The sequence below is a fragment of the Nonomuraea salmonea genome (assembly GCF_042428605.1).
Classification (GTDB): Bacteria; Actinomycetota; Actinomycetes; order Streptosporangiales; family Streptosporangiaceae; genus Nonomuraea; species Nonomuraea salmonea.
Map to the genome: position 1 here is coordinate 111514 of NZ_JBHMCF010000037.1, position 18208 is coordinate 129721.

Genomic DNA, 18208 nt, shown 5'->3' on the forward strand with positions numbered 1-18208 from the left:
CCGGGGGTCACACCGGGGTGATGGTCCACTGGTTGTTGGTGCTGCCGTTCGGGGCCCACATCCCCACGGTGGAGCCGACGGTGGCGTTGCCCATGCCGTCGAGAGCGGTCCCGGTGCTCCGGTTGATGATCTGGTGACGGCCGCCGGACACCGCGTTGAGGCGCCACTGCTGGGCGGCGCCGCCGTTCCAGGGCGCCTGCCGCGCGTTCGCGCCGTTGGCGGCGTCGCCCCGGCTGTCGATGACCATGCCGTTGGTGCGGTTGACGATGCGGTACCAGCCACCGCCCAGGTCGATGAGCCGCCACTGCAGGTTGGTGCTGCCGTCGTAGGACCACTGCTTGACCACCGAGCCGGAGGGGACGTTGCCGCCACTGTCCAGGACGAGGCCGGTGGTGGCGTTGGCGATGCGGACGTAGGTGACAGGCGCGGCGGTCACCGTGACGCGGTAGGTGCAGCCGGCCTGGCCGGTCAGGGTGATGACGTCCTGCTCCGGCTTCGTGACGGTGACGGTGCCGCCGGTCGTGGTGTCGGTCACCTGGAGGGCGCCGGCGAACGAGCGGTTGCGGACGTTCACCGTCGCGTCGCGGTCGAAGCCGACGAGGACCTCGGTGGCCGCGCCGGATCGCCAGGTCGCGCCCACGGTGTGGCCGCCGCGGCCCCGCAGGCCCTGCACGGCGCCGCTCTGCCAGGCCGACGGCAGGGCGGGCAGCACGTGCAGCTCGCCGGCGTGGCTCTGCAGCAGCATCTCGGCGATGCCGGACGTGGCGCCGAAGTTGCCGTCGATCTGGAACGGGGGATGCAGGTCGAACATGTTGGGCGCGAGCCGGTCCGTACGGACGAGGAGGCCGAGCAGCTGGTGGGCCCGGCCGCCCTCCTCCAGGCGCGCCCAGTAATTGATCTTCCAGGCGAGCGACCAGCCGGTGCCGTCGTCGCCGCGCAGCTCCAGGGTGCGCCGGGCGGCGGTGTGCAGCGACGGGGTGCCGCGCTTGGTGATCTGGTTGCTCGGGTGCAGGCCGTACAGGTGGGAGACGTGCCGGTGGGCTCGCTCTGGCTCGATCCAGTCGTACAGCCATTCCTGGATGTTGCCGCGCGAGCCGATCTTCATCGGCGGCAGCTGGTCGCGGGCGGCGAGGACCTGCGTCCTGAAGCCGGCGTCGGTGCCGAGCTCCTGCGCGGCCTTGGCGACGCCGTCGAACAGGTCGCGCAGGATCTGGTTGTCCATCGTGGGGCCCGCGCAGACGCTGGCGTCGCTGTGGTGGGCCAGCTCCGGGGAGTTCGACGGGTTCGTGACGAGGTGGCCGAGGGCCGGCTCGCGGACGAGGGTGTCGAGGAAGAACTGCGCGGCGCCCTTCATGGCCGGGTAGTGCCGCTCCAGGAACTCCTTGTCGCCGGTGAAGGTGTAGTGGTCCCAGATGAGGGTGGCCAGCCAGGCGCCGCCGGTCTGCCACATGCCCCAGAACGCGCCGTCCACGACCGACGTCCCGCGCCAGGCGTCGGTGTTGTGGTGGGTCACCCAGCCGCCGGCGCCGTACTGGACCTGGGCCGTGCGGGCGCCGGTGACCGTGAGGTCGTCGATCATCGCGAAGACCGGTTCGTAGCATTCGGCGAGGTTCGTGGTGTCGGCCGGCCAGTAGTTCATCGGCAGGTTGGCGTTGATGGTGTATTTGGAGTCCCACGCCGGGGTCAGCGAGTCGTTCCAGATGCCCTGCAGGTTGGCCGGTTGGGTGCCCGGCCTGGAGGAGGAGATCAGCAGGTAGCGGCCGTACTGGAAGAGCAGCGTGGCGAACTGCGGGTCGTCGGTGCTCGCGTACTGCGCGATCCGCACGTCGGTCGGCTGGTCGGCGGCGGCGGTGCGGCCGAGGTCGAGGGTGGTGCGCCCGAACAGCCGCTGGTAGTCGGCGACGTGCCGGCTGCGCAGCTCGTCGTACGTCCGCCCGGCCGCGGCGTCGAGATGGCGCCGGGCGATGCCCTGGTGGTCGCCGCCGACGTCGCGGAAGCTGACGTAACCGGAGCCGATGGAGATCAGTAAGGTCACGCTGTCGGCGCCGCGGACCTGCAGCGTGCCGCCCGAGCTGGTCACGCTGCCGCCCTCGGCGACAGCCCTGGCCAGGGCGCGGAACTTGACCGAGCCCGGCACGCCCTCCATGTCGCCGGAGACGCCGTCGAGCGCCACGGTGGTCCCGTCCGGGCTGCTGCGCGTCGTCCGCTGGGGGCTGTCGAACGTCGCGGAGAACGTGATCGAGCCCGGCCTGTCAGCGGTCAGGCGGAGGGCGATCACCTGGTCGGGGGCGCTGGCGAACGCCTCGCGCGTGTACCGTACGCCGTTGCGCACATAAGAGACGGCGGTGGTGGCCGTGGTGAGGTCGAGGTGGCGCTGGTACTCCGAGACGCCGCCGCTGCCGACGCTGAGGCGCAGGTCGCCCACGGTCTGGTACGCGAGCTGGCCGGCCGGGGAGCCGAGCATGGTCTGGTCGATCAGGGCCTGGGCCTGGCCCCACTGGTTCTGGAAGACCAGCTGCCTGATCTGCCCCAGCGCCGCCGCCCCTCGGGGGTTGCTCTGGTCGTAGGGGCCGCCGGCCCAGACGGTGTCCTCGTTGAGCTGCAGCCGCTCGTTGTCGGTGTTGCCGAACACCATGGCGCCCAGGCGGCCGTTGCCGATCGGCAGGGCGCGCAGCCAGTCGGTGCCGGCGCTCTCGTCGTACCAGAGGGCCAGGTCGTTCGCGGCGCGCACCTCTGGAGGGGGCGCCGAGGCGGCTCGGGCGGTGGCCGTCCAGGACAGCGGCAGCATCGCGGCTCCGGCACCGGCCGCGCCGAATCTTAAGACTTGTCTTCGCGATAGGTCGGACATCTCGCTTCTCGTTCCCTTGCGGGTCGCGGGCGTGCGGGAGCGTGGACCGGCCATCCGGGCACTGCCTGCGGGCACGCTCGCGCCGGCGTCCGGCGCGGGGAGCGCTGCCGCCCTGGTACGGCTCAGGTCCGGTCGTCTGGGACGGGGAAGTAGTGGTGATCGGTGGTTCTGGAGGAACGTAAAGGCCCCTGACACGGCTCGTCAACCGTCGGCAGGCAGAAACTTGATCCGGCGCCACCGCCCCCATGGCCTGCTGCGCCCGCTCACCGGCCGCGCTGAGGGAGCGATTTCGCGCGGCAACTTAACATCGGATCTCTGTCACGTTACTGCTTGCCAAGCGGGTGCATCTGTGAAACTTTCACAGGCACGGGCACCGCGTCGTGATCTCGCCCAGAGGCGAAACTCCAGGCGAGATGGCGTTCCCGCGGCAGCGCCCGGGTCGGCAGGGGCTCCCCCTCGTTGACGCCAGGTCGGACCGTCGGATGTACTCCGCGACAACGCCTCCACGAAGGAGACCCGCACCCTCCCCCAATTGTTAGCGCTAACAGGCGGCCCCGCTGTTAACGCTAACATCCGAAGCCGAGGAGTCCCGTATGTCCTTGAGCCGTCGCCAGCTCCTCCAGGCCGCGGGCGCGACCGCCGCGCTCTCGGTCGCCGGCCAGGTGGCCGGCGCCTCCCCCGCCCAGGCGGCAGTCCCCTGGGCCAGGCCCGACATCGGCGTGTCGGCCTACGCCTTCGACCTCGGCGAGGTCCGGCTGACCTCGGGCCGCTGGCTGGACAACCAGAACCGCACGCTCAGCTACCTGCGCTTCGTCGATGTCGACCGGCTCCTGTACGTCTTCCGTGCCAACCACCGGCTGTCCACCGGCGGCGCGGCGGCCAACGGCGGCTGGGACGCGCCCAGCTTCCCGTTCCGCTCCCACATGCAGGGCCACTTCCTGACGGCGTGGGCACACGCCTACGCCGTGCTCGGCGACACCGTCTGCCGGGACAAGGCCGCGTACATGGTGGCCGAGCTGGCCCGCTGCCAGGCCAACAACGCCGCCGCCGGCTTCACCTCCGGCTACCTGTCCGGTTTCCCCGAGTCCGACATCACGGCCGTGGAGAACCGCACACTCAGCAACGGCAACGTCCCGTACTACTGCATCCACAAGACCATGGCCGGGCTGCTCGATGTCTGGCGGCTGACCGAGAACACGCAGGCCAGGACCGTGCTGCTGGCTTTGGCCGGGTGGGTGGACGCGCGGACGTCGCGGCTGTCGTACGCCCAGACGCAGGCCATGCTCGGCACCGAGTTCGGCGGCATGAACGCCGTGCTGACGGACCTGTACCAGCTCACCGGCGAGGCCCGCTGGCTGGCCACGGCCCAGCGCTTCGACCACGCGGCCGTCTTCGACCCGCTGGCCGCCGGCCAGGACCGGCTCAACGGGCTGCACGCCAACACCCAGGTTCCCAAGTGGGTCGGGGCGGCCCGCGAGTACAAGGCGACGGGCACGACCCGCTACCGCGACATCGCCGCCAACGCCTGGGCCTTCACGGTCGGCGCGCACACGTACGTGAACGGCTCCAACAGCCAGGCCGAGCACTTCCGCGCGCCCAACGCGATCGCCGCCCACCTGACCAGGGACACCGGCGAGGCGTGCAACACCTACAACATGCTCAAGCTCACGCGGGAGCTGTGGCTGCTGTCGCCGTCCCGGGCCGACTACTTCGACTACTACGAGAACGCCCTGATGAACCACCTGATCGGGCAGCAGAACCCGGCCGACGGGCACGGGCACGTCACCTACTTCACCCCGCTCAACCCCGGCGGGCGGCGCGGGGTCGGCCCGGCCTGGGGCGGCGGCACCTGGAGCACGGACTACGCCTCGTTCTGGTGCTGCCAGGGCACCGGGATCGAGACCAACAGCAAGCTGATGGACTCGATCTACTTCCACGACGGCAACACCCTGTACGTGAACCTGTTCGTCCCCTCCACGCTCGACTGGACCCGGCGCGGCATCACGGTCACCCAGACGACTTCGTACCCGGCGAGCGACACCACGTCGTTACGGGTCACCGGCGAGGTGGCGGGCACGTGGACGATGCGCATCCGCATCCCGGGCTGGACCCAGGGCGCGACGATCAGCGTCAACGGAGCCCAGCAGGACGTCACCACCACCCCGGGCACCTACGCCGCCCTCACCCGCTCATGGGCGTCCGGCGACACCGTGACCGTGCGGCTGCCCATGCGGGTGGTCATGAAGGCCGCCAACGACGACCCCGGCCTGCAGGCCGTCACCTACGGCCCGGTCGTGCTGTCGGGCGACTACGGCAGCACGAGCCTGTCGGCCGCGCCGGTCCTCGACCCCTCCTCGATCACCCGGACCAGCACCTCCGCCCTGGCGTTCACCGCCTCGGCCGGCGGGGCGGCGGTGCGGCTGGGGCCGTTCCACGACGCCCACGGCCACAACTACGTCGTGTACTGGAACACCGGCGGCGGAGGAGGCGGCGGCGCGAGTTTCCGGCTGGTCAACGCGGCCAGCGGGCTGGTGCTCGGCATCCAGAACATGTCCACCGCCGACGGCGGCCTGGCGCTGCAGTGGACCGACAGCGGCACCGCCGACCACGACTGGGTCCCGATCGTCGACGGCGCCGCCCTGCGCTTCCGCAACGCGCACAGCGGCAAGGTGCTCGGCGTCGAGAACATGTCCACCGCCGACGACGCCCGGGTGCTGCAGTGGAGCGACAACGGCACCGCCGACCACCGCTGGACGATCACCGACGCCGGCGACGGGTCCGTCACGATCCGCAACGCGCACAGCGGCAAGCTGCTCGGGATCAGGAACGGCTCGACGGCCAACGGCGCGCAGGCCGTCCAGGACTCCGACAACGGCAGCCGGGACAACCAGTGGCGGTTCGTGCCGAACGGGGCGCGGCGCATCCAGAACGTCGGCACCGGGATGGTGCTCGGCGTCACCGGCATGTCCACCGCCGACGGCGCACTCGTCCTGCAGTGGGGCGACACGGGCACCGCCGACCACCTGTGGACGGCGATCACCGACAGCGGCGGCTGGCTGCGGCTGCGCAACTCCCACAGCCAGAAGGTGCTGGGCGTGGAGAACATGGGCACCGCCGCCGGGTCGCGGGTCGTGCAGTGGGCCGACAACGGCACCGCCGACCACCGCTGGCGGCTGCGTCACGGGTCGGGCGCCACGTTCCGCATCCAGTGCGCCAACGGCGGCCGCGTCCTCGGACTCTCCGGCACCGCACAGGGCGCTCAGGTCGTGCTCGCCGACGACGGCGCGTCCGGCACCCTCTGGAGATTCCTGTGAACCGCTTTCCCCCAAGGAGACCTCTGGTGAGATCCGTCCTGCGTACCGTCTTATGCGTCGTGAGCCTGCTGCTCGCGGCCGTGGTGGTCCCGTCGGCGGCCCGCGCCGACAACCCGATCGTGCAGACGATCTACACGGCCGACCCGGCGCCGCTCGTGCACAACGGCCGCCTCTACCTCTACACCGGCCACGACGAGGACGGCTCCACGTACTTCACCATGCGCGACTGGCGCGTCTACTCCACCACGGACATGGCCAACTGGACCGACCACGGCTCCCCCATGAGCCTGGCCACGTTCGCCTGGGCCGACGCCGACGCCTGGGCCGGGCACGTCGCGTACCGCAACGGCCGCTTCTACTGGTACGTCCCGGTCCGTCAGCGCTCCACCGGCTCGAAGGTCATCGGTGTCGCGGTGTCCGACAGCCCGACCGGACCGTTCCGTGACGCGCTCGGCCGCCCGCTGGTCGGCAACGGCGAGATCGACCCGAACGTGTTCATCGACGACGACGGCCAGGCCTACCTGTACTGGGGCAACCCTCGCCTCTGGTACGTCCGGCTGAACCAGGACATGATCTCCTACTCCGGCAGCCCGACCCAGATTCCGCTCACCACCGCGGGCTTCGGCACCCGCCCGGGCAATACCAGCCGCCCGACCCTGTACGAGGAAGGCCCGTGGGTCTTCAAGCGCAACGGCCTGTACTACAACGTCTTCGCCGCGGAGTGCTGCTCGGAGTTCATCGGCTATTCGACGGCGCCAGGACCCACGGGCCCGTGGACGTACCGGGGGACGATCATGCCGCGCCAGGGCGGCAGCTTCACCAACCACGCCGGGGTGATCGACTACAAGGGCGGCTCGTACTTCTTCTACCACAACGGCGCTCTGCCGGGCGGGGGCGGTTTCACCAGGTCGGTGGCCGTGGAGAAGTTCACGTACAACGGCGACGGCACGTTCCCCACGATCAACATGACCGCCGCGGGGCCGCCCCAGGTCGGCACGCTCGACCCGTACGTCCGCCAGGAGGCCGAGACGACCGCCTGGGCCTCCGGGGTCGAGACAGAGCCGTCCGGTGAGGGCGGCATGAACGTCGGCTTCATCGAGAACGGCGACCACCTCAAGGTCAAGGGCGTCGCCTTCGGCGGCGGTGCCTCCTCCTTCACCGCCCGCGCGGCATCGGCGACCAGCGGCGGCCGCATCGAGCTGCGGCTCGGCAGCGCCACCGGCACCCTCGTCGGCACCTGCACCGTCGGCGGCACCGGCGGCTGGCAGACCTGGACCTCGGTCACCTGCCCGGTCTCCGGCGCGACCGGCACGCACGACCTCTACCTCCGCTTCACCGGCGGCAGCGGCTACCTGCTCAACCTCGACTGGTGGCGGTTCACGTCAGGCGGCGGCAGCGGCGGTGGCGAACTGCTGACCAACGGCGGCATGGAGGACGGCACGACCGGCTGGACCACCTCAGGCGGCACCCTGTCCGCCGCAACCGGCGTCGCCCACGCGGGCAGCCGATCCCTGCTCAACTCCGGGCGTACCGCGGCCTGGAACGGCCCTCACCAGAACGTGACCGCCAAACTCACCAACGGCCGGAGCTACACCACAAGCGTCTGGGTGCGCTCGCAGAGCGGCTCCCCCAGCGCGAAGGCGACCCTGACGATCACGGCGGACGGCACGACGAGCTACCACCAGCTCACCCCGGCGCGCACGGTGGGCACGAACGGCTGGACCGAGCTGACCGGCACCGCGACCGTGTCGTGGACGGGAACGCTGACCAACGCCTCCTTCTACGTCGAGACGGCCGCCGGCACCGACGGCCTCTACGTCGATGACGCTTCCTTCCGCTGACCCGTTCACACGGACCCCATGAGGAGCGAGATGAAACGCACCCGGTTATCCCTTGTCCTGTCCCTGCTGCTGACCCTGACGGCGGGCGCCGTCGTGACCGGCCCGGCGCAGGCGCTGGACAACGGCGTCGGCCGCACCCCGCCGATGGGCTGGAACACCTGGAACACCTTCGGCTGCAACATCAACGAGACGCTGATCAAGCAGACGGCCGACGCGATGGTCAGCAACGGCATGCGCGACCTCGGCTACGAGTACGTCGTGGTCGACGACTGCTGGTTCGACCCCAACCGCGACTCCGCTGGCAACCTGCAGGCGAACCTGTCGCGCTTCCCCAGCGGCATGAAGGCGCTCGGCGACTACCTGCACGCCAGGAACCTCAAGTTCGGCCTCTACCAGGCGCCGCTGGACAAGACCTGCGCCCAGTACTTCAACAGCTATCCGGGCGCGACCGGCAGCCTCGGCCACGAGGAGCAGGACGCCCGGCAGTTCGCCGCCTGGGGCGTCGACTACCTCAAGTACGACTGGTGCTCCCCCACCGGCAGCATCGACGACCAGGTGCGCACGTTCGCGAAGATGCGCGACGCGCTGGCCGCCACCGGCCGGCCGATCCTCTACAGCATCAACCCCAACAGCATCCACGAGAAGACAGGGCCGCAGCGCAACTGGGGCGACGTCGCCAACATCTGGCGCACCACCGAGGACATCACCAACGCCTGGAACACGGGGCAGACCAACGGCTACCCGATGGGCATCCAGAACATCGTCAACGTGACCGTCCCCCTCGCGGGCTACGCCCGGCCGGGGCAGTTCAACGACCCGGACATGATGGTCGTCGGCCGGGGCGGCATGAACGACACCGAGATGCGCAGCCACTTCGCCCTGTGGGCGATCATGGCCTCGCCGCTGATCGCCGGGAACGACGTCAGGAACATGAACGCGGCGACCTCCACGATCCTCAAGAACGCGAACCTCATCGCCATCAACCAGGACCCGCTCGGCCTCCAGGCCACCCAGGTCAGCAATGACGGCACCCGCCGCGTCCTGGCCAAGCGGCTCAGCAACGGCGACGTCGCGGTCGCGCTGTTCAACCAGGGCGGCGGCACCACCACGGTCAGCACCACCGCCGCCGCCATCGGCCTGACCGGCGGCCCGTTCACCCTGCGTGACGCCTGGACGAACGCCGTCACCACGACGACCGGCACCATCTCGGCGAGCGTCCCCGCCCACGGCACCGCCGTCTTCCGCGTCAGCGGCGGCACGGCCCTGCCCGCCAACCGCATCCAGGGCGTGGGCTCCGGCCGCTGCCTGGACGTGAACGGCGCCTCCCAGACGAGCGGCACCGCCGTGATCATCTGGGACTGCCACCAGCAGCCCAACCAGCAGTGGACCGCCACCCCCAGCGGTGAGCTGCGCGTCTACGGCAGCAAGTGCCTGGACGTCGACAACGCCGGCACCGCCGACGGCACCGGCGTCATCATCTGGGACTGCAACGGCCAGAGCAACCAGCAGTGGCGCTTCAACAGCGACGGCAGCATCACCGCCGTCGGCGCGAACAAGTGCCTGGACGTCGCTGGCAACGCCACGGCGAACGGCAGCCGGCTGCAGATCTGGTCCTGCACGGGCGGCGCCAACCAGCGCTGGTCCCGCATCTAGGGGCGCGGCATCCAGGGCGGCGTCCAGGGGCGGCGAGCGGGCCGGTCATCCGGTTGCGACCGGACGGCCGGCCCGCGCGCCGGTGCGCGACAGCATCCTGGCCGGGATGGTCAGCCACCGCGACACCCGGTAGATCGTGGCCGGGCTCGACGTCACCGCCTCCTTGTACGCCACCGCCGCCCGTCCCGTGAGAAACCACCGGCCCGGCGTGTCGTCGGGCCGGGTGAACTGGATGACCGCGTCCCGGCGGCCCAGGCTGACGGGCTGATGCAGGTAGCCGAACCGGAACGGCCTGGGCCTCCTGCCGCGCAGCCGGCGGGCGATCGCGTCGGCGGCGTGCGCGCCGGTCGGGATGCCGCTCTGGCACGTGCCGTGGATCTCGCCCCACGGCTGCCGGACGGCCGCGGCGTCGCCCACGGCGTACACCGTCGGGTGCGAGACCGACGCGAGGCTCGCGTCCACCACGACCCGGCCGGCGCCGTCAACCTCCAGCCCCGCCTCCCGCGCCAGCGGATGGGCCACCACCCCGGCGGTCCACAGCAGCACGTCCACCGCCATCGACTCGCCGCCGTCCAGCTCCACCGCGTCCGGCAGCACCTTGGTCACCCGGACCCCGGCACGCACGTGCACACCGAGCCGATCCAGCGCCCGGCACAGATGGCGGCGCGCCTTCGGCCCCATCGTGGAACCGGGCTCATCGCGGCCGAGCAGCACCACCCGCAGGTCCGGATGGCTTTCCGCGATCTCGGCCGCCGCCTCGACACCGGTGAGCCCGGACCCCGCCACCGCGACCATGCCGCCGCCCTGGCGGCTCAGCTCCGACAGCCGCGCGGCGAGCCCGGCCGCCGTGGCCGCGCTGTCCAGCGTGCATGCGTGCGCCTCCACTCCCGGCACGGTGGTGGCGGTGACACCGCCGAGGGCGTACACCAGATAGTCGTAGCGCAACTGCCGCTCACCACCCGTGCCCGCGACACGGACGGTACACCCTTCCGGATCGAGCCGGACGGCCCGTCCGCGAACGAACTCGACACCACTGCCCTTCACCAGCTCCGGAATCCGATAATCCACCGGCTCCTGCCCGGCCGCCCGCTGATGCAGCCGCAGCCGCTCGGTGAACCGGTCGGTCGGATTGACGAGTATCACCTGGGCGGCGGTCCTGCGAGCCAGCCGGACCGCGCTCATGACGCCGGTATAGCCGCCACCGAGCACCACAATCGTCGGGGTTTCTCGTGTCACTCTCATGCACCTCCGCCACACGGACGTGCCGAGCGACTCCCCGCGTGACACCGTCCCGCTGTGAGACCGGTCACCCTCCTCCGGGGACGTGGACGGCGAGCGCGGCGGCTGCTGGGGGTCGGCCGCTATGCGCGGCTACTGGCTTCGCCGCGCCCGAAGAACGATGAAAGTGGCCGCCACGCCGATGACCACGCCAATCGCCACTCCTGCCAGAACGGGCAGCCACTCCACCAACCGCACTGCGAAGGTGGGGTCGTCGGCAGGGTCAACAGACGGCGGCAGGGGGAAGAGCTCTTCCGGGACGGCCGCTCCGTATGAGTCGCCGTCCTGTAACGCGCCGGGGGTCGGAGTCACGACCCCATGATGGCGTAGCCTCGGGCGGCCCGCCAGCGTCCCCTAGCCCGGAAGCAGCATGGTCTTCAGGTCGGGGAGTTTGTGCCACCAACGGTCGTAGCGGCGGTAGGGGTGTGGGTCGCGGTCAGCCAGCCAGGTCACCAAGGCTTTCGCCTCGGTGGCGAGTGCGTCCCATGTCTCGTCGGGCAGCGGGTGGAAGGGAGCAGCCTCGATTCCGCTGTCCGTTGGACGCCACACGCCGGCGACGTGGCCGTCCACGAGTAGCGTCGGGAGGACGTCGCCGTTGGCGCGGATGACGAGTTTGCGGTAGGCGGGTGGGAGGAGGCGGTCGCGGGCGGTGTGGGCGAGCAGGGTGTTGTCCCACATGGCCATCAGGCGCGGCGGCGCCGGGGTGTCCTCGGGCGGGCGGGACGCGTCCCGCAGGTCCCACAGCGGCCTGCCGTCCGGGCCTTCGAGCTGCTCGACCTCGCCGTCCATGGCGCGCAGCACCTTCTTGACGCGCGCCTGCTGCACCAGCGCGAACTGCGCGACGTCCGCCACCGTGGCCGGGCCGAACGCCTGCAGATAGCGTCGGGTCAGCACCCCCAGGGCCTCGGCCGAGGCGTTGAGGTCGAGCGTGGGCCTGGGTGAGGAGGCGACGCAGGACACGCGGGTGGTGAACGACCACGGCCCGCCGGTCGGCACCCGCACCATCGGCGTGTACGAGCGGAGGACCGCCCACACACCCGCCGCCGGCAGCCCGCCGAGGCGCGGCTCCAGCCAGTCCTTCATCTCCTGCACCGTCCGCGGCTCAGCCGTGAACGCCATCAACCCCTCGACCAGCGCCTGCCCCGCTTCGACGGTGAGCCCCGGCGGGGTGAAGCGGCCGTCGAGGTGGGTGGCGTACATGGTCGGCTCGATGGCGTCGCGGAGGGCCGGGTAGTCGTCGGGGTGCACGGCGTGCAGCGTCATCCGCATCGTCGTCCCCCGTACGACCCGACGGCCCGCGAAGGCGGTGTCGAGGTCGGCGGCTTCCAGGTCCGCGACGCGGTTCCAGAGCGCGATGTACGGCGAGGCCGCCTCCTGGGCCTGTAACGCCATCACCCGCCGCACCGCCTCGGCGACGTCCAGCGGCTCCCTGCGCAGCAGGAGCTGCCGATCCAAGGTGGCCCGGTTGAGCGCCCGCGCGGAGAGCTTCATACCAGACTCCTCTTTCGATAAGGTGTTCGGCCATGGGCGTTTTAGTGGACTATTTCACGGCTGAGTCGGACCAGTCAGCCGAGCGGGCCATGTCCGGCGGGCCGGCGCAGCTGGACCTCCCGTACGTCGACTGCAAGGGGTGGATCGACGACCTCAGCTACCTGGTGGCGGAGCTCAGCGAGCGGGACGCGAGCGAGTTCGGCGACAGCCAGGGCGTCGTGGACGACGGCGAGGCGTCGGGCGTCGATCGGGTGATGCCGGAGACGGTCGTCGCGCTCGCCGCCGTGGACGACGCACGTGTGCGCAAGTACGCCGACGACGAGTTGCTCGACGCGTACGAGGTCGAGCGCATCACCGAGCTGCGGGATCTGGCCCGGGAGGCGCTGCGGCTCGGCCACGGGATGTATCGCTGGTCGTGCGTCTGAGCGCGGCGAACAGCTCTTCGCGCAGGGCGGGCGGCAGCTTGCGGCCCAGGTCCGCCGGGCTCACCAGCGCCACGTCGTCGATCCTTTCCGGCGCGTCGGCGATGAGGAACTCCAACGTCAGTCGGGCCATGTCGCGATGCTCGGCATCCGGCCAGCGGTCGATCAACGGCAGCACGGCTTTCGCGCGTTCGGTGAACCGGTCGAGAAGGGCGTGGCCGGAGAAGCGCTGAGCGCGCACGTCGATGTGGTGGAAGGCGACGTCGTCGAGGCGGGCGGCGGTGAAGTCGTTGCCGCTGAAGTCGTTGTGGTCTCTGCCCAGTGCGGCCTGGTCGAAATCGTACGGGCGGCCCCAGAAGTTGACGCCGCGGATCGGGCCGGCGAAGACGCAGTCGACGAACTCCGCCTCATGGGTGTTCGTCTGCAGCCGGAGGCGGGACCGCTCGAACGTGCACCCCTCGAACCTGACATTGCCGAAGGCGGTCAGCGTCGGAAACTGCGTACGGCGGAACACGCACCCGCGAAAGACGCTCTGCGGCCGCACCGCACCGTCCCCGGGAGCGCCCAGCAGCAGCTGGTCGAAGGCGGTTCCGGAGAAGTCGCAGCCGTCGAACTCGCTGCCACGAGAGAGGAAGCAGACGAACCGCATCGCGCTGAAGTCCACGTCGACCAGCCGCATGCGGTCGAACACCGTGTTGTCCGGGCCGGCGGGTAACGGGAACCGCTGATCGCGCATTTCGCCGCGAACGATCTGAGTACGGAGAAAGCCCTCCTGAACGGGCTCGACGGTGAAGTCGGCATTCATGCGCGGAGTCTGGCATTCAGCTCCGACAATCTCTGGCGGCGATGATGCTCAGCCAGGTGCGGTGGGTGGAGGTCACGGCGTGTTCGCGTACCTCGAAGCCGATCTCCGTGAGGGCGGCGAGCAAGGGCTGCGGGTCGCGGTGGACGAACCAGCGGACGAGCCCCTCATGGTGCGGCACCGGCTCCCAGTCCGCGCCGTCGCCGGCCGAGGTGCTCAGCCCGAGCACGCCTCCTGGGCGCAGCGCCGCGTGAAAGGCGCGTAGCGTGGGGACGGTCTCGTCGGCCGGTACGTGCAGGAGTGCCGCCGCCGACCACAGCCCGGCCAGCGAGCCGGCGACCAGTGGCGGGTGACGCAGGTCTCCCAGGGCCACCGGGACACCCCGGGCGGCGGCCAGCGCGGCCATGGCGGCCGACCGGTCCACGCCGATCGTGTGGAATCCCTGTTCGCGGAACCAGGCGGCGTCTCTGCCCGGGCCGCAGCCGAGGTCGGCGACACGGCCACCGGCGGGCAGGGCGGCGGCGAAGCGGGCGCGGAAGGCGAGGAACGTGGCGTCGGGGTTCTCGGAGCGGACGGCGAACTCGGGGGCTATGCGGTCGTACGTGGCGGTGGTCCGGGCGGTGGGATCGTCCATGGCGTGGATCTTGCCATGTCCTGGAGGTCAGGCCGGGTAGTCGATGGCGAGGGCGGCGGCCAGGTCGCGCAGGCATTCCTCGTAGAGGGGCGCGGCGTCGGTGAAGGCGAAGTCGAGCTGGTGCAGGACCTCCATGCAGAGCAGCCCGTACAGCCTGATCCAGCAGGACAGGAAGACGTGGGCGGCCTCCAGGGGCAGGCGTCCTTCGATGGCGGCCGAGTACGCGGAGAGCTGATCGCGCAGGGAGGCGGGCAGGCTGCCGGGGTCGGGCACCGGGAACGGGCGGGTCTGCCACAGCTCGACCACCAGGTCAAGGAAGACCTGCTCGAAGCGTACGGCGGCCTCGTAGCGCACCGAGTCGGGGCGGCGGTTCGGCGGGGCTATGGGGCTGGCGAAGATCCAGCCGAACTCGGCGGGATGCGCGACGGCCCAGGTCCGCATGGCGCGGCAGGCGGCCAGCAGGCGCTCACCGACAGGCGCGTCGGCGCGGGCGTCGCGGGCCTGCTCCATGGTGGCGGCCAGTTCGCGGTAGAAGTCGGCGGTCACCGCGCCGATCAGCTCGTCGTGCCCTGCGTAGTAGTGGTACAGGGCCGGGCCGCTCATGCCCACCTGCCGGGCGACGGCGTTGATGGTCACCGCGGCCGACCCCTGCTCGACCAGCAGCTTGCGCGCCGCCGCGTGAATCTCCTCCAGCGTGACCCTGCGCAACCGTTCGCGCCTGCTGGTCTGTCCGGACATCAGTACCTCTCTTGTCGTCGCCGTTGACATCTTAGGGCATCTATGTTTCCTTAATGGCTCTAACCAAACTTAGATCCATTAAGGAGTCTTTCGATGTGGTGGATTCTTCTCGCGGTGCCGGTGCTGGTCACGGCCGTCTGGTGGCGGATGTCGAGGTCCGCGCACCTGCGGCGGCGGAAGGAGTCCTGACGTGGCCCGCACAGTGCGCGACCGCCTCTTCGGCAAGTACGCCATGGACGCGACGATCACCGTCGCCGAGCAGATCAACCCGGCCATCCGGCGCATCAGGCTGGAGACCGACCAGCCCGTCGCCTTCTCCTACACCCCCGGCCAGCACATCAGGATCCAGCTCAAGGACCCGCTGTCGGTGGCGGGCATCCTGCGTCCCGGCGAGACGCTGCGCACGTACACGATCTGGGAGCTCGCCCCCGGCAGGAGGGCGATCGAGCTGCGCGTCCACCTGTACGAGGGCGACGGCATCGGCCTCGCGTGGGCCAGGGACACCAGGCCGGGCGAGCGGGTGACGTTCTGGTGGCCGCAGGGCGACTTCTTCACCCGCGAGGCCGACTTCCACGTGTTCATCGGCGAGGAGACGGCCGGCGCCGCCTTCGGACCGATGATCAGGGCGCTGGGAGACGCGGCCGAGGTGCACGGCGTCGTGGAGAGCGAGGCCCCCGAACACGACCTGCCCCTGCCGGGAAGGCCGCTACGGCGCGTGCACCGCCACGGCTCCCCGGCCGTGGCCTCGCGGGTGCTGCTCGACGCCGTCGCCGGGCTGGACCTGCCGGGCAACACCGGCGCCGCCTACGTGGCCGGCGAGGCGCGGACGTGCCAGCTGGTCCGCGACTTCCTCGTCCGCGAACGCAACTGGCCACGGACGTCCATCAAGGTCAAACCCTTCTGGGCCCCGGGCAAGCGCGGCCTGCACTGACCGACCCTGGAGATGGAATGCGACTTCCCCGGATTCTGATCATCGCCGTCGCGGCGATCACGACGGTCGGCGCCGTGCTGGCCACGCCGTGGCTGGGCATGGTCGGCGCGCTGCTGTTCCCCGGCACCGCCACGTACGACCCGGAGTTCGCCGGCCGGACCGTTTTCGTTCTCGGCCTGCACGGGCAGGTCTTCATGGCGATCGTCCTGCTGCTGGCCCTGCTCGTCGCCACGGCGGCGGTTCTGCGGTCCGCCGCGTGACGGTGCGGGCGGTGCTGAGCCCTCGATCCGAGGGCTCAGCGGTGCGCGCGTCCGCCGGCGGTCAGGCGCAGGTGTAGCCGGAGGGCAGGGCGGTGTCGCCGTTCGGCCTGGTCGCCTGGAAGCCGAAGCTCCCGGTGCTCGCTCCCGGCGCGAGCGTGCCGTTGTGGCCGACGTTCCTTACGGTGACGGTCCCGCCGCTGGTGGAGACGGTGCCGTTCCAGGAGCCGGTCAGGGTGTGGCCGGGCGGCAGGGTGAACGTGACCGTCCAGCCGGTCATGGTCGAGGTGCCGGTGTTCGTGATGGTCAGGGGCTGGATCACGTACCCGTTGCCCCATTGGGACTGCACGGTCGGGGTGGCCGAGCACCCGCCGGTCGTGCCCCCCGGAGCGGTGGTGATCTGGACGGTACCGGAGACCGGAGAGACGTTGCCGGCGGCGTCGTACGCCCGGACCTGGTAGCGGTAGGTGGTGTTCGCGGTCAGGCCCGTGTCGGCGTACGAGGTGGTGGCCGAGGTGCCGACCTGGGTAAACGTGCCGCCCGACGCGCCGGGAGCGCGCAGGACGTGGTAACCGCTCACGCCGGTGTCGTCGGTGGCGGCCGTCCAGGTCAGGGTGGTGCCGCTCGCGGTGGTGCCCGACGCGGCCAGGCCGGACGGGGCGGTCGGCGGCGTCGTGTCGCCTCCCGTGGAGGTCGTGGTGAAGGTGACCGTCGCGGAGTTGCCCGACAGGTTGCCCGCGCCGTCACGCGCCCGTACGTACACCTGATACTGGGTGCCGGCGCTCAGCCCGGTGAGGGTGATCGAGTTCGTGGTGGACTGGCCGAGCTGCTGGTCGGTGGCGCCCTGCTCGCGGTAGACGGTGTACCCGGCCAGGCCGGAGCCGCCCTGGTCGGTGGAGGCCGTCCAGGTCAGCGTGGCGCCGGTGGCGGTCACGCCGGACGCGACGGGGGTGCCCGGCGTGGTCGGCGGCGTGGTGTCGGCCGCGCTGGTCAGGCCGAAGAACTGGATGGCGTACAGGGCCATGCCGCCTTGCGGCAGCGCGTGGCCGGCGCCCTGGATGCTGTACGACTCCACCTGCACGGTGCCGGAGGAGTCGGCGTAGCGGCTGCGGTTCCAGCCTGCCTGCGGGGTGTCGGTGCTGGTCGGGGTCTGGCTCAGCCCGAACACGTTGGTCCACTGCTCGACCGACTCGCGCAGCAGCGAGTACGGCACCAGGGTGTCGGCGGTGCCGTGCCAGAGCTGCATGCGCGGGCGGACGCCGGAGAAGCCCGGGTACGCCTGGCGTACCGCGTCGCCCCACTGCTGCGGCGTGCGGTCCATGCTGCCGCCGGTGCACCTGCTGCTGCCCGGCGGGTAGTCGGAGGCGCCGGCGAAGCAGTTGAACGGCACGCCCATGAAGGAGGCGCCGGCTTTGAACACGTCCGGGTGGACGGCGAGCATGTGCTGGGTCATCATGCCGCCGGACGAGCTGCCGGTGGCGTAGACGCGGTTCCGGTCTCCGCCGTAGGTCCGCTCGACGTAGCCGATCATCGACAGGATCGAGTCGGGGTCGCTGCCGCCGCCGCGCCGTTTGGCCGCGTCCGACCAGGTGTCGAAGCAGTTGCCGAACCCCGCCGACTGCGTGGCGCTCGGGTAGATGACGATGAAGCCGTAGCGGTCGGCCAGCGAGGCGAACTCGCTGCTCTGGTGGAAGCCGGGGCCTGAGCCGCCGCAGCCGTGCATGGCGACCACGATGGCCGGCGCGGCGGGGCGTGTGTCCGGTACGTAGACGTGCATGCGCATGTTGCCCGGGTTGCTGCCGAAGGTGGTCACCTCGACCAGGCTGGCGGCGGCGGCCGGCGAGCCGAGCACCACGGACATGACGGCGAAGAGCGCCGCCGCGCAGGCACCGGCCAGCATCTTCGTTAATCGTGTCATGCGCGATTCCTCCTCTCGATGGTGTCGTTCGCTGGACCGTAAAAGGGCCGCGGTGCAGCGTCAATGCGGGCCCGATCAAGA

13 protein-coding genes are annotated in these 18208 nt (G+C 70.9%); 6 read left to right on the forward strand and 7 right to left on the reverse strand.

Features of this window, described 5'->3' with window-relative positions; all coding sequences use genetic code 11:
* Positions 1-7 precede the first annotated feature (7 nt).
* Positions 8-2788 (reverse strand): glycosyl hydrolase family 95 catalytic domain-containing protein, encoded by a 2781-nt coding sequence (locus tag ACFFR3_RS31965; protein WP_345408958.1) that lies wholly within the window; start codon positions 2786-2788, stop codon positions 8-10.
* 653 nt (positions 2789-3441) lie between these two features.
* Here ACFFR3_RS31965 and ACFFR3_RS31970 point away from each other — a divergent pair.
* From ACFFR3_RS31970 to ACFFR3_RS31980, 3 genes are read left to right on the forward strand one after another with little or no spacing between them, the layout of a single operon-like run.
* Complete coding sequence (locus ACFFR3_RS31970; protein WP_364380768.1) at positions 3442-6162, forward strand: beta-L-arabinofuranosidase domain-containing protein; 2721 nt, start codon at positions 3442-3444, stop codon at positions 6160-6162.
* A 26-nt stretch (positions 6163-6188) separates the two neighbouring features.
* The gene (locus ACFFR3_RS31975; protein WP_379484350.1) at positions 6189-8003 is read left to right on the forward strand and encodes a family 43 glycosylhydrolase; all 1815 of its coding nucleotides are present in this window, start codon (positions 6189-6191) and stop codon (positions 8001-8003) included.
* Positions 8004-8033: 30 nt separating this feature from the next.
* Positions 8034-9656, forward strand: coding sequence for a glycoside hydrolase family 27 protein (locus ACFFR3_RS31980; RefSeq protein ID WP_364380774.1), 1623 nt, complete (start codon positions 8034-8036; stop codon positions 9654-9656).
* A 45-nt stretch (positions 9657-9701) separates the two neighbouring features.
* Here ACFFR3_RS31980 and ACFFR3_RS31985 read toward each other — a convergent pair whose 3' ends face one another.
* Positions 9702-10898, reverse strand: coding sequence for an NAD(P)/FAD-dependent oxidoreductase (locus tag ACFFR3_RS31985; protein ID WP_379484351.1), 1197 nt, complete (start codon positions 10896-10898; stop codon positions 9702-9704).
* A gap of 390 nt (positions 10899-11288) precedes the next feature.
* Positions 11289-12425, reverse strand: a complete 1137-nt coding sequence (locus ACFFR3_RS31990; protein WP_364380780.1) for a winged helix DNA-binding domain-containing protein — start codon at positions 12423-12425, stop codon at positions 11289-11291.
* Between the two features lie 32 nt (positions 12426-12457).
* On the opposite strand from ACFFR3_RS31990, the gene ACFFR3_RS31995 reads away from it, so the two are divergent.
* Positions 12458-12850 carry a hypothetical protein gene (locus tag ACFFR3_RS31995; RefSeq protein ID WP_345408970.1) on the forward strand — a complete coding sequence of 131 codons (393 nt, stop codon included), beginning with the start codon at positions 12458-12460 and terminating at the stop codon, positions 12848-12850.
* On the opposite strand, the gene ACFFR3_RS32000 is transcribed toward ACFFR3_RS31995, so the two are convergent.
* Genes ACFFR3_RS32000 through ACFFR3_RS32010 form a run of 3 tightly spaced genes read right to left on the reverse strand, consistent with a single transcriptional unit; the run spans position 12777 to position 15021 of the window.
* Positions 12777-13652, reverse strand: a complete 876-nt coding sequence (locus ACFFR3_RS32000; protein WP_345408972.1) for a pentapeptide repeat-containing protein — start codon at positions 13650-13652, stop codon at positions 12777-12779. The genes ACFFR3_RS31995 and ACFFR3_RS32000 overlap by 74 nt on opposite strands.
* A 16-nt stretch (positions 13653-13668) precedes the next feature.
* Complete coding sequence (locus ACFFR3_RS32005) at positions 13669-14283, reverse strand: class I SAM-dependent methyltransferase (RefSeq protein ID WP_345408974.1); 615 nt, start codon at positions 14281-14283, stop codon at positions 13669-13671.
* A 27-nt stretch (positions 14284-14310) separates the two neighbouring features.
* Entirely contained in the window at positions 14311-15021 is a 711-nt protein-coding gene (locus ACFFR3_RS32010) for a TetR/AcrR family transcriptional regulator (RefSeq protein ID WP_345408976.1), read from the reverse strand.
* A gap of 190 nt (positions 15022-15211) precedes the next feature.
* On the opposite strand from ACFFR3_RS32010, the gene ACFFR3_RS32015 reads away from it, so the two are divergent.
* Entirely contained in the window at positions 15212-15952 is a 741-nt protein-coding gene (locus tag ACFFR3_RS32015; protein ID WP_364380791.1) for a siderophore-interacting protein, read from the forward strand.
* A 17-nt stretch (positions 15953-15969) separates the two neighbouring features.
* Complete coding sequence (locus tag ACFFR3_RS32020) at positions 15970-16212, forward strand: hypothetical protein (protein ID WP_379484352.1); 243 nt, start codon at positions 15970-15972, stop codon at positions 16210-16212.
* Positions 16213-16273: 61 nt separating this feature from the next.
* Here ACFFR3_RS32020 and ACFFR3_RS32025 read toward each other — a convergent pair whose 3' ends face one another.
* A complete protein-coding gene (locus ACFFR3_RS32025) occupies positions 16274-18127 on the reverse strand; it encodes an extracellular catalytic domain type 1 short-chain-length polyhydroxyalkanoate depolymerase (RefSeq protein ID WP_345408984.1) in 1854 nt (617 codons plus the stop codon).
* Positions 18128-18208: the final 81 nt, after the last annotated feature.

Bases quoted from the DNA above. Each gene is read 5' to 3' on its own strand.
- ACFFR3_RS32010 (WP_345408976.1), bottom strand. From the start codon at position 15,021: ATGTCCGGACAGACCAGCAGGCGCGAACGGTTGCGCAGGGTCACGCTG.
- ACFFR3_RS32000 (WP_345408972.1), bottom strand. From the start codon at position 13,652: ATGAATGCCGACTTCACCGTCGAGCCCGTTCAGGAGGGCTTTCTCCGT.
- ACFFR3_RS31985 (WP_379484351.1), bottom strand. From the start codon at position 10,898: ATGAGAGTGACACGAGAAACCCCGACGATTGTGGTGCTCGGTGGCGGC.
- ACFFR3_RS31970 (WP_364380768.1), top strand. From the start codon at position 3,442: ATGTCCTTGAGCCGTCGCCAGCTCCTCCAGGCCGCGGGCGCGACCGCC.
- ACFFR3_RS31980 (WP_364380774.1), top strand. From the start codon at position 8,034: ATGAAACGCACCCGGTTATCCCTTGTCCTGTCCCTGCTGCTGACCCTG.
- ACFFR3_RS31990 (WP_364380780.1), bottom strand. From the start codon at position 12,425: ATGAAGCTCTCCGCGCGGGCGCTCAACCGGGCCACCTTGGATCGGCAG.
- ACFFR3_RS31965 (WP_345408958.1), bottom strand. From the start codon at position 2,788: ATGCTGCCGCTGTCCTGGACGGCCACCGCCCGAGCCGCCTCGGCGCCC.
- ACFFR3_RS32020 (WP_379484352.1), top strand. From the start codon at position 15,970: ATGCGACTTCCCCGGATTCTGATCATCGCCGTCGCGGCGATCACGACG.
- ACFFR3_RS32025 (WP_345408984.1), bottom strand. From the start codon at position 18,127: ATGACACGATTAACGAAGATGCTGGCCGGTGCCTGCGCGGCGGCGCTC.
- ACFFR3_RS32005 (WP_345408974.1), bottom strand. From the start codon at position 14,283: ATGGACGATCCCACCGCCCGGACCACCGCCACGTACGACCGCATAGCC.
- ACFFR3_RS31995 (WP_345408970.1), top strand. From the start codon at position 12,458: ATGGGCGTTTTAGTGGACTATTTCACGGCTGAGTCGGACCAGTCAGCC.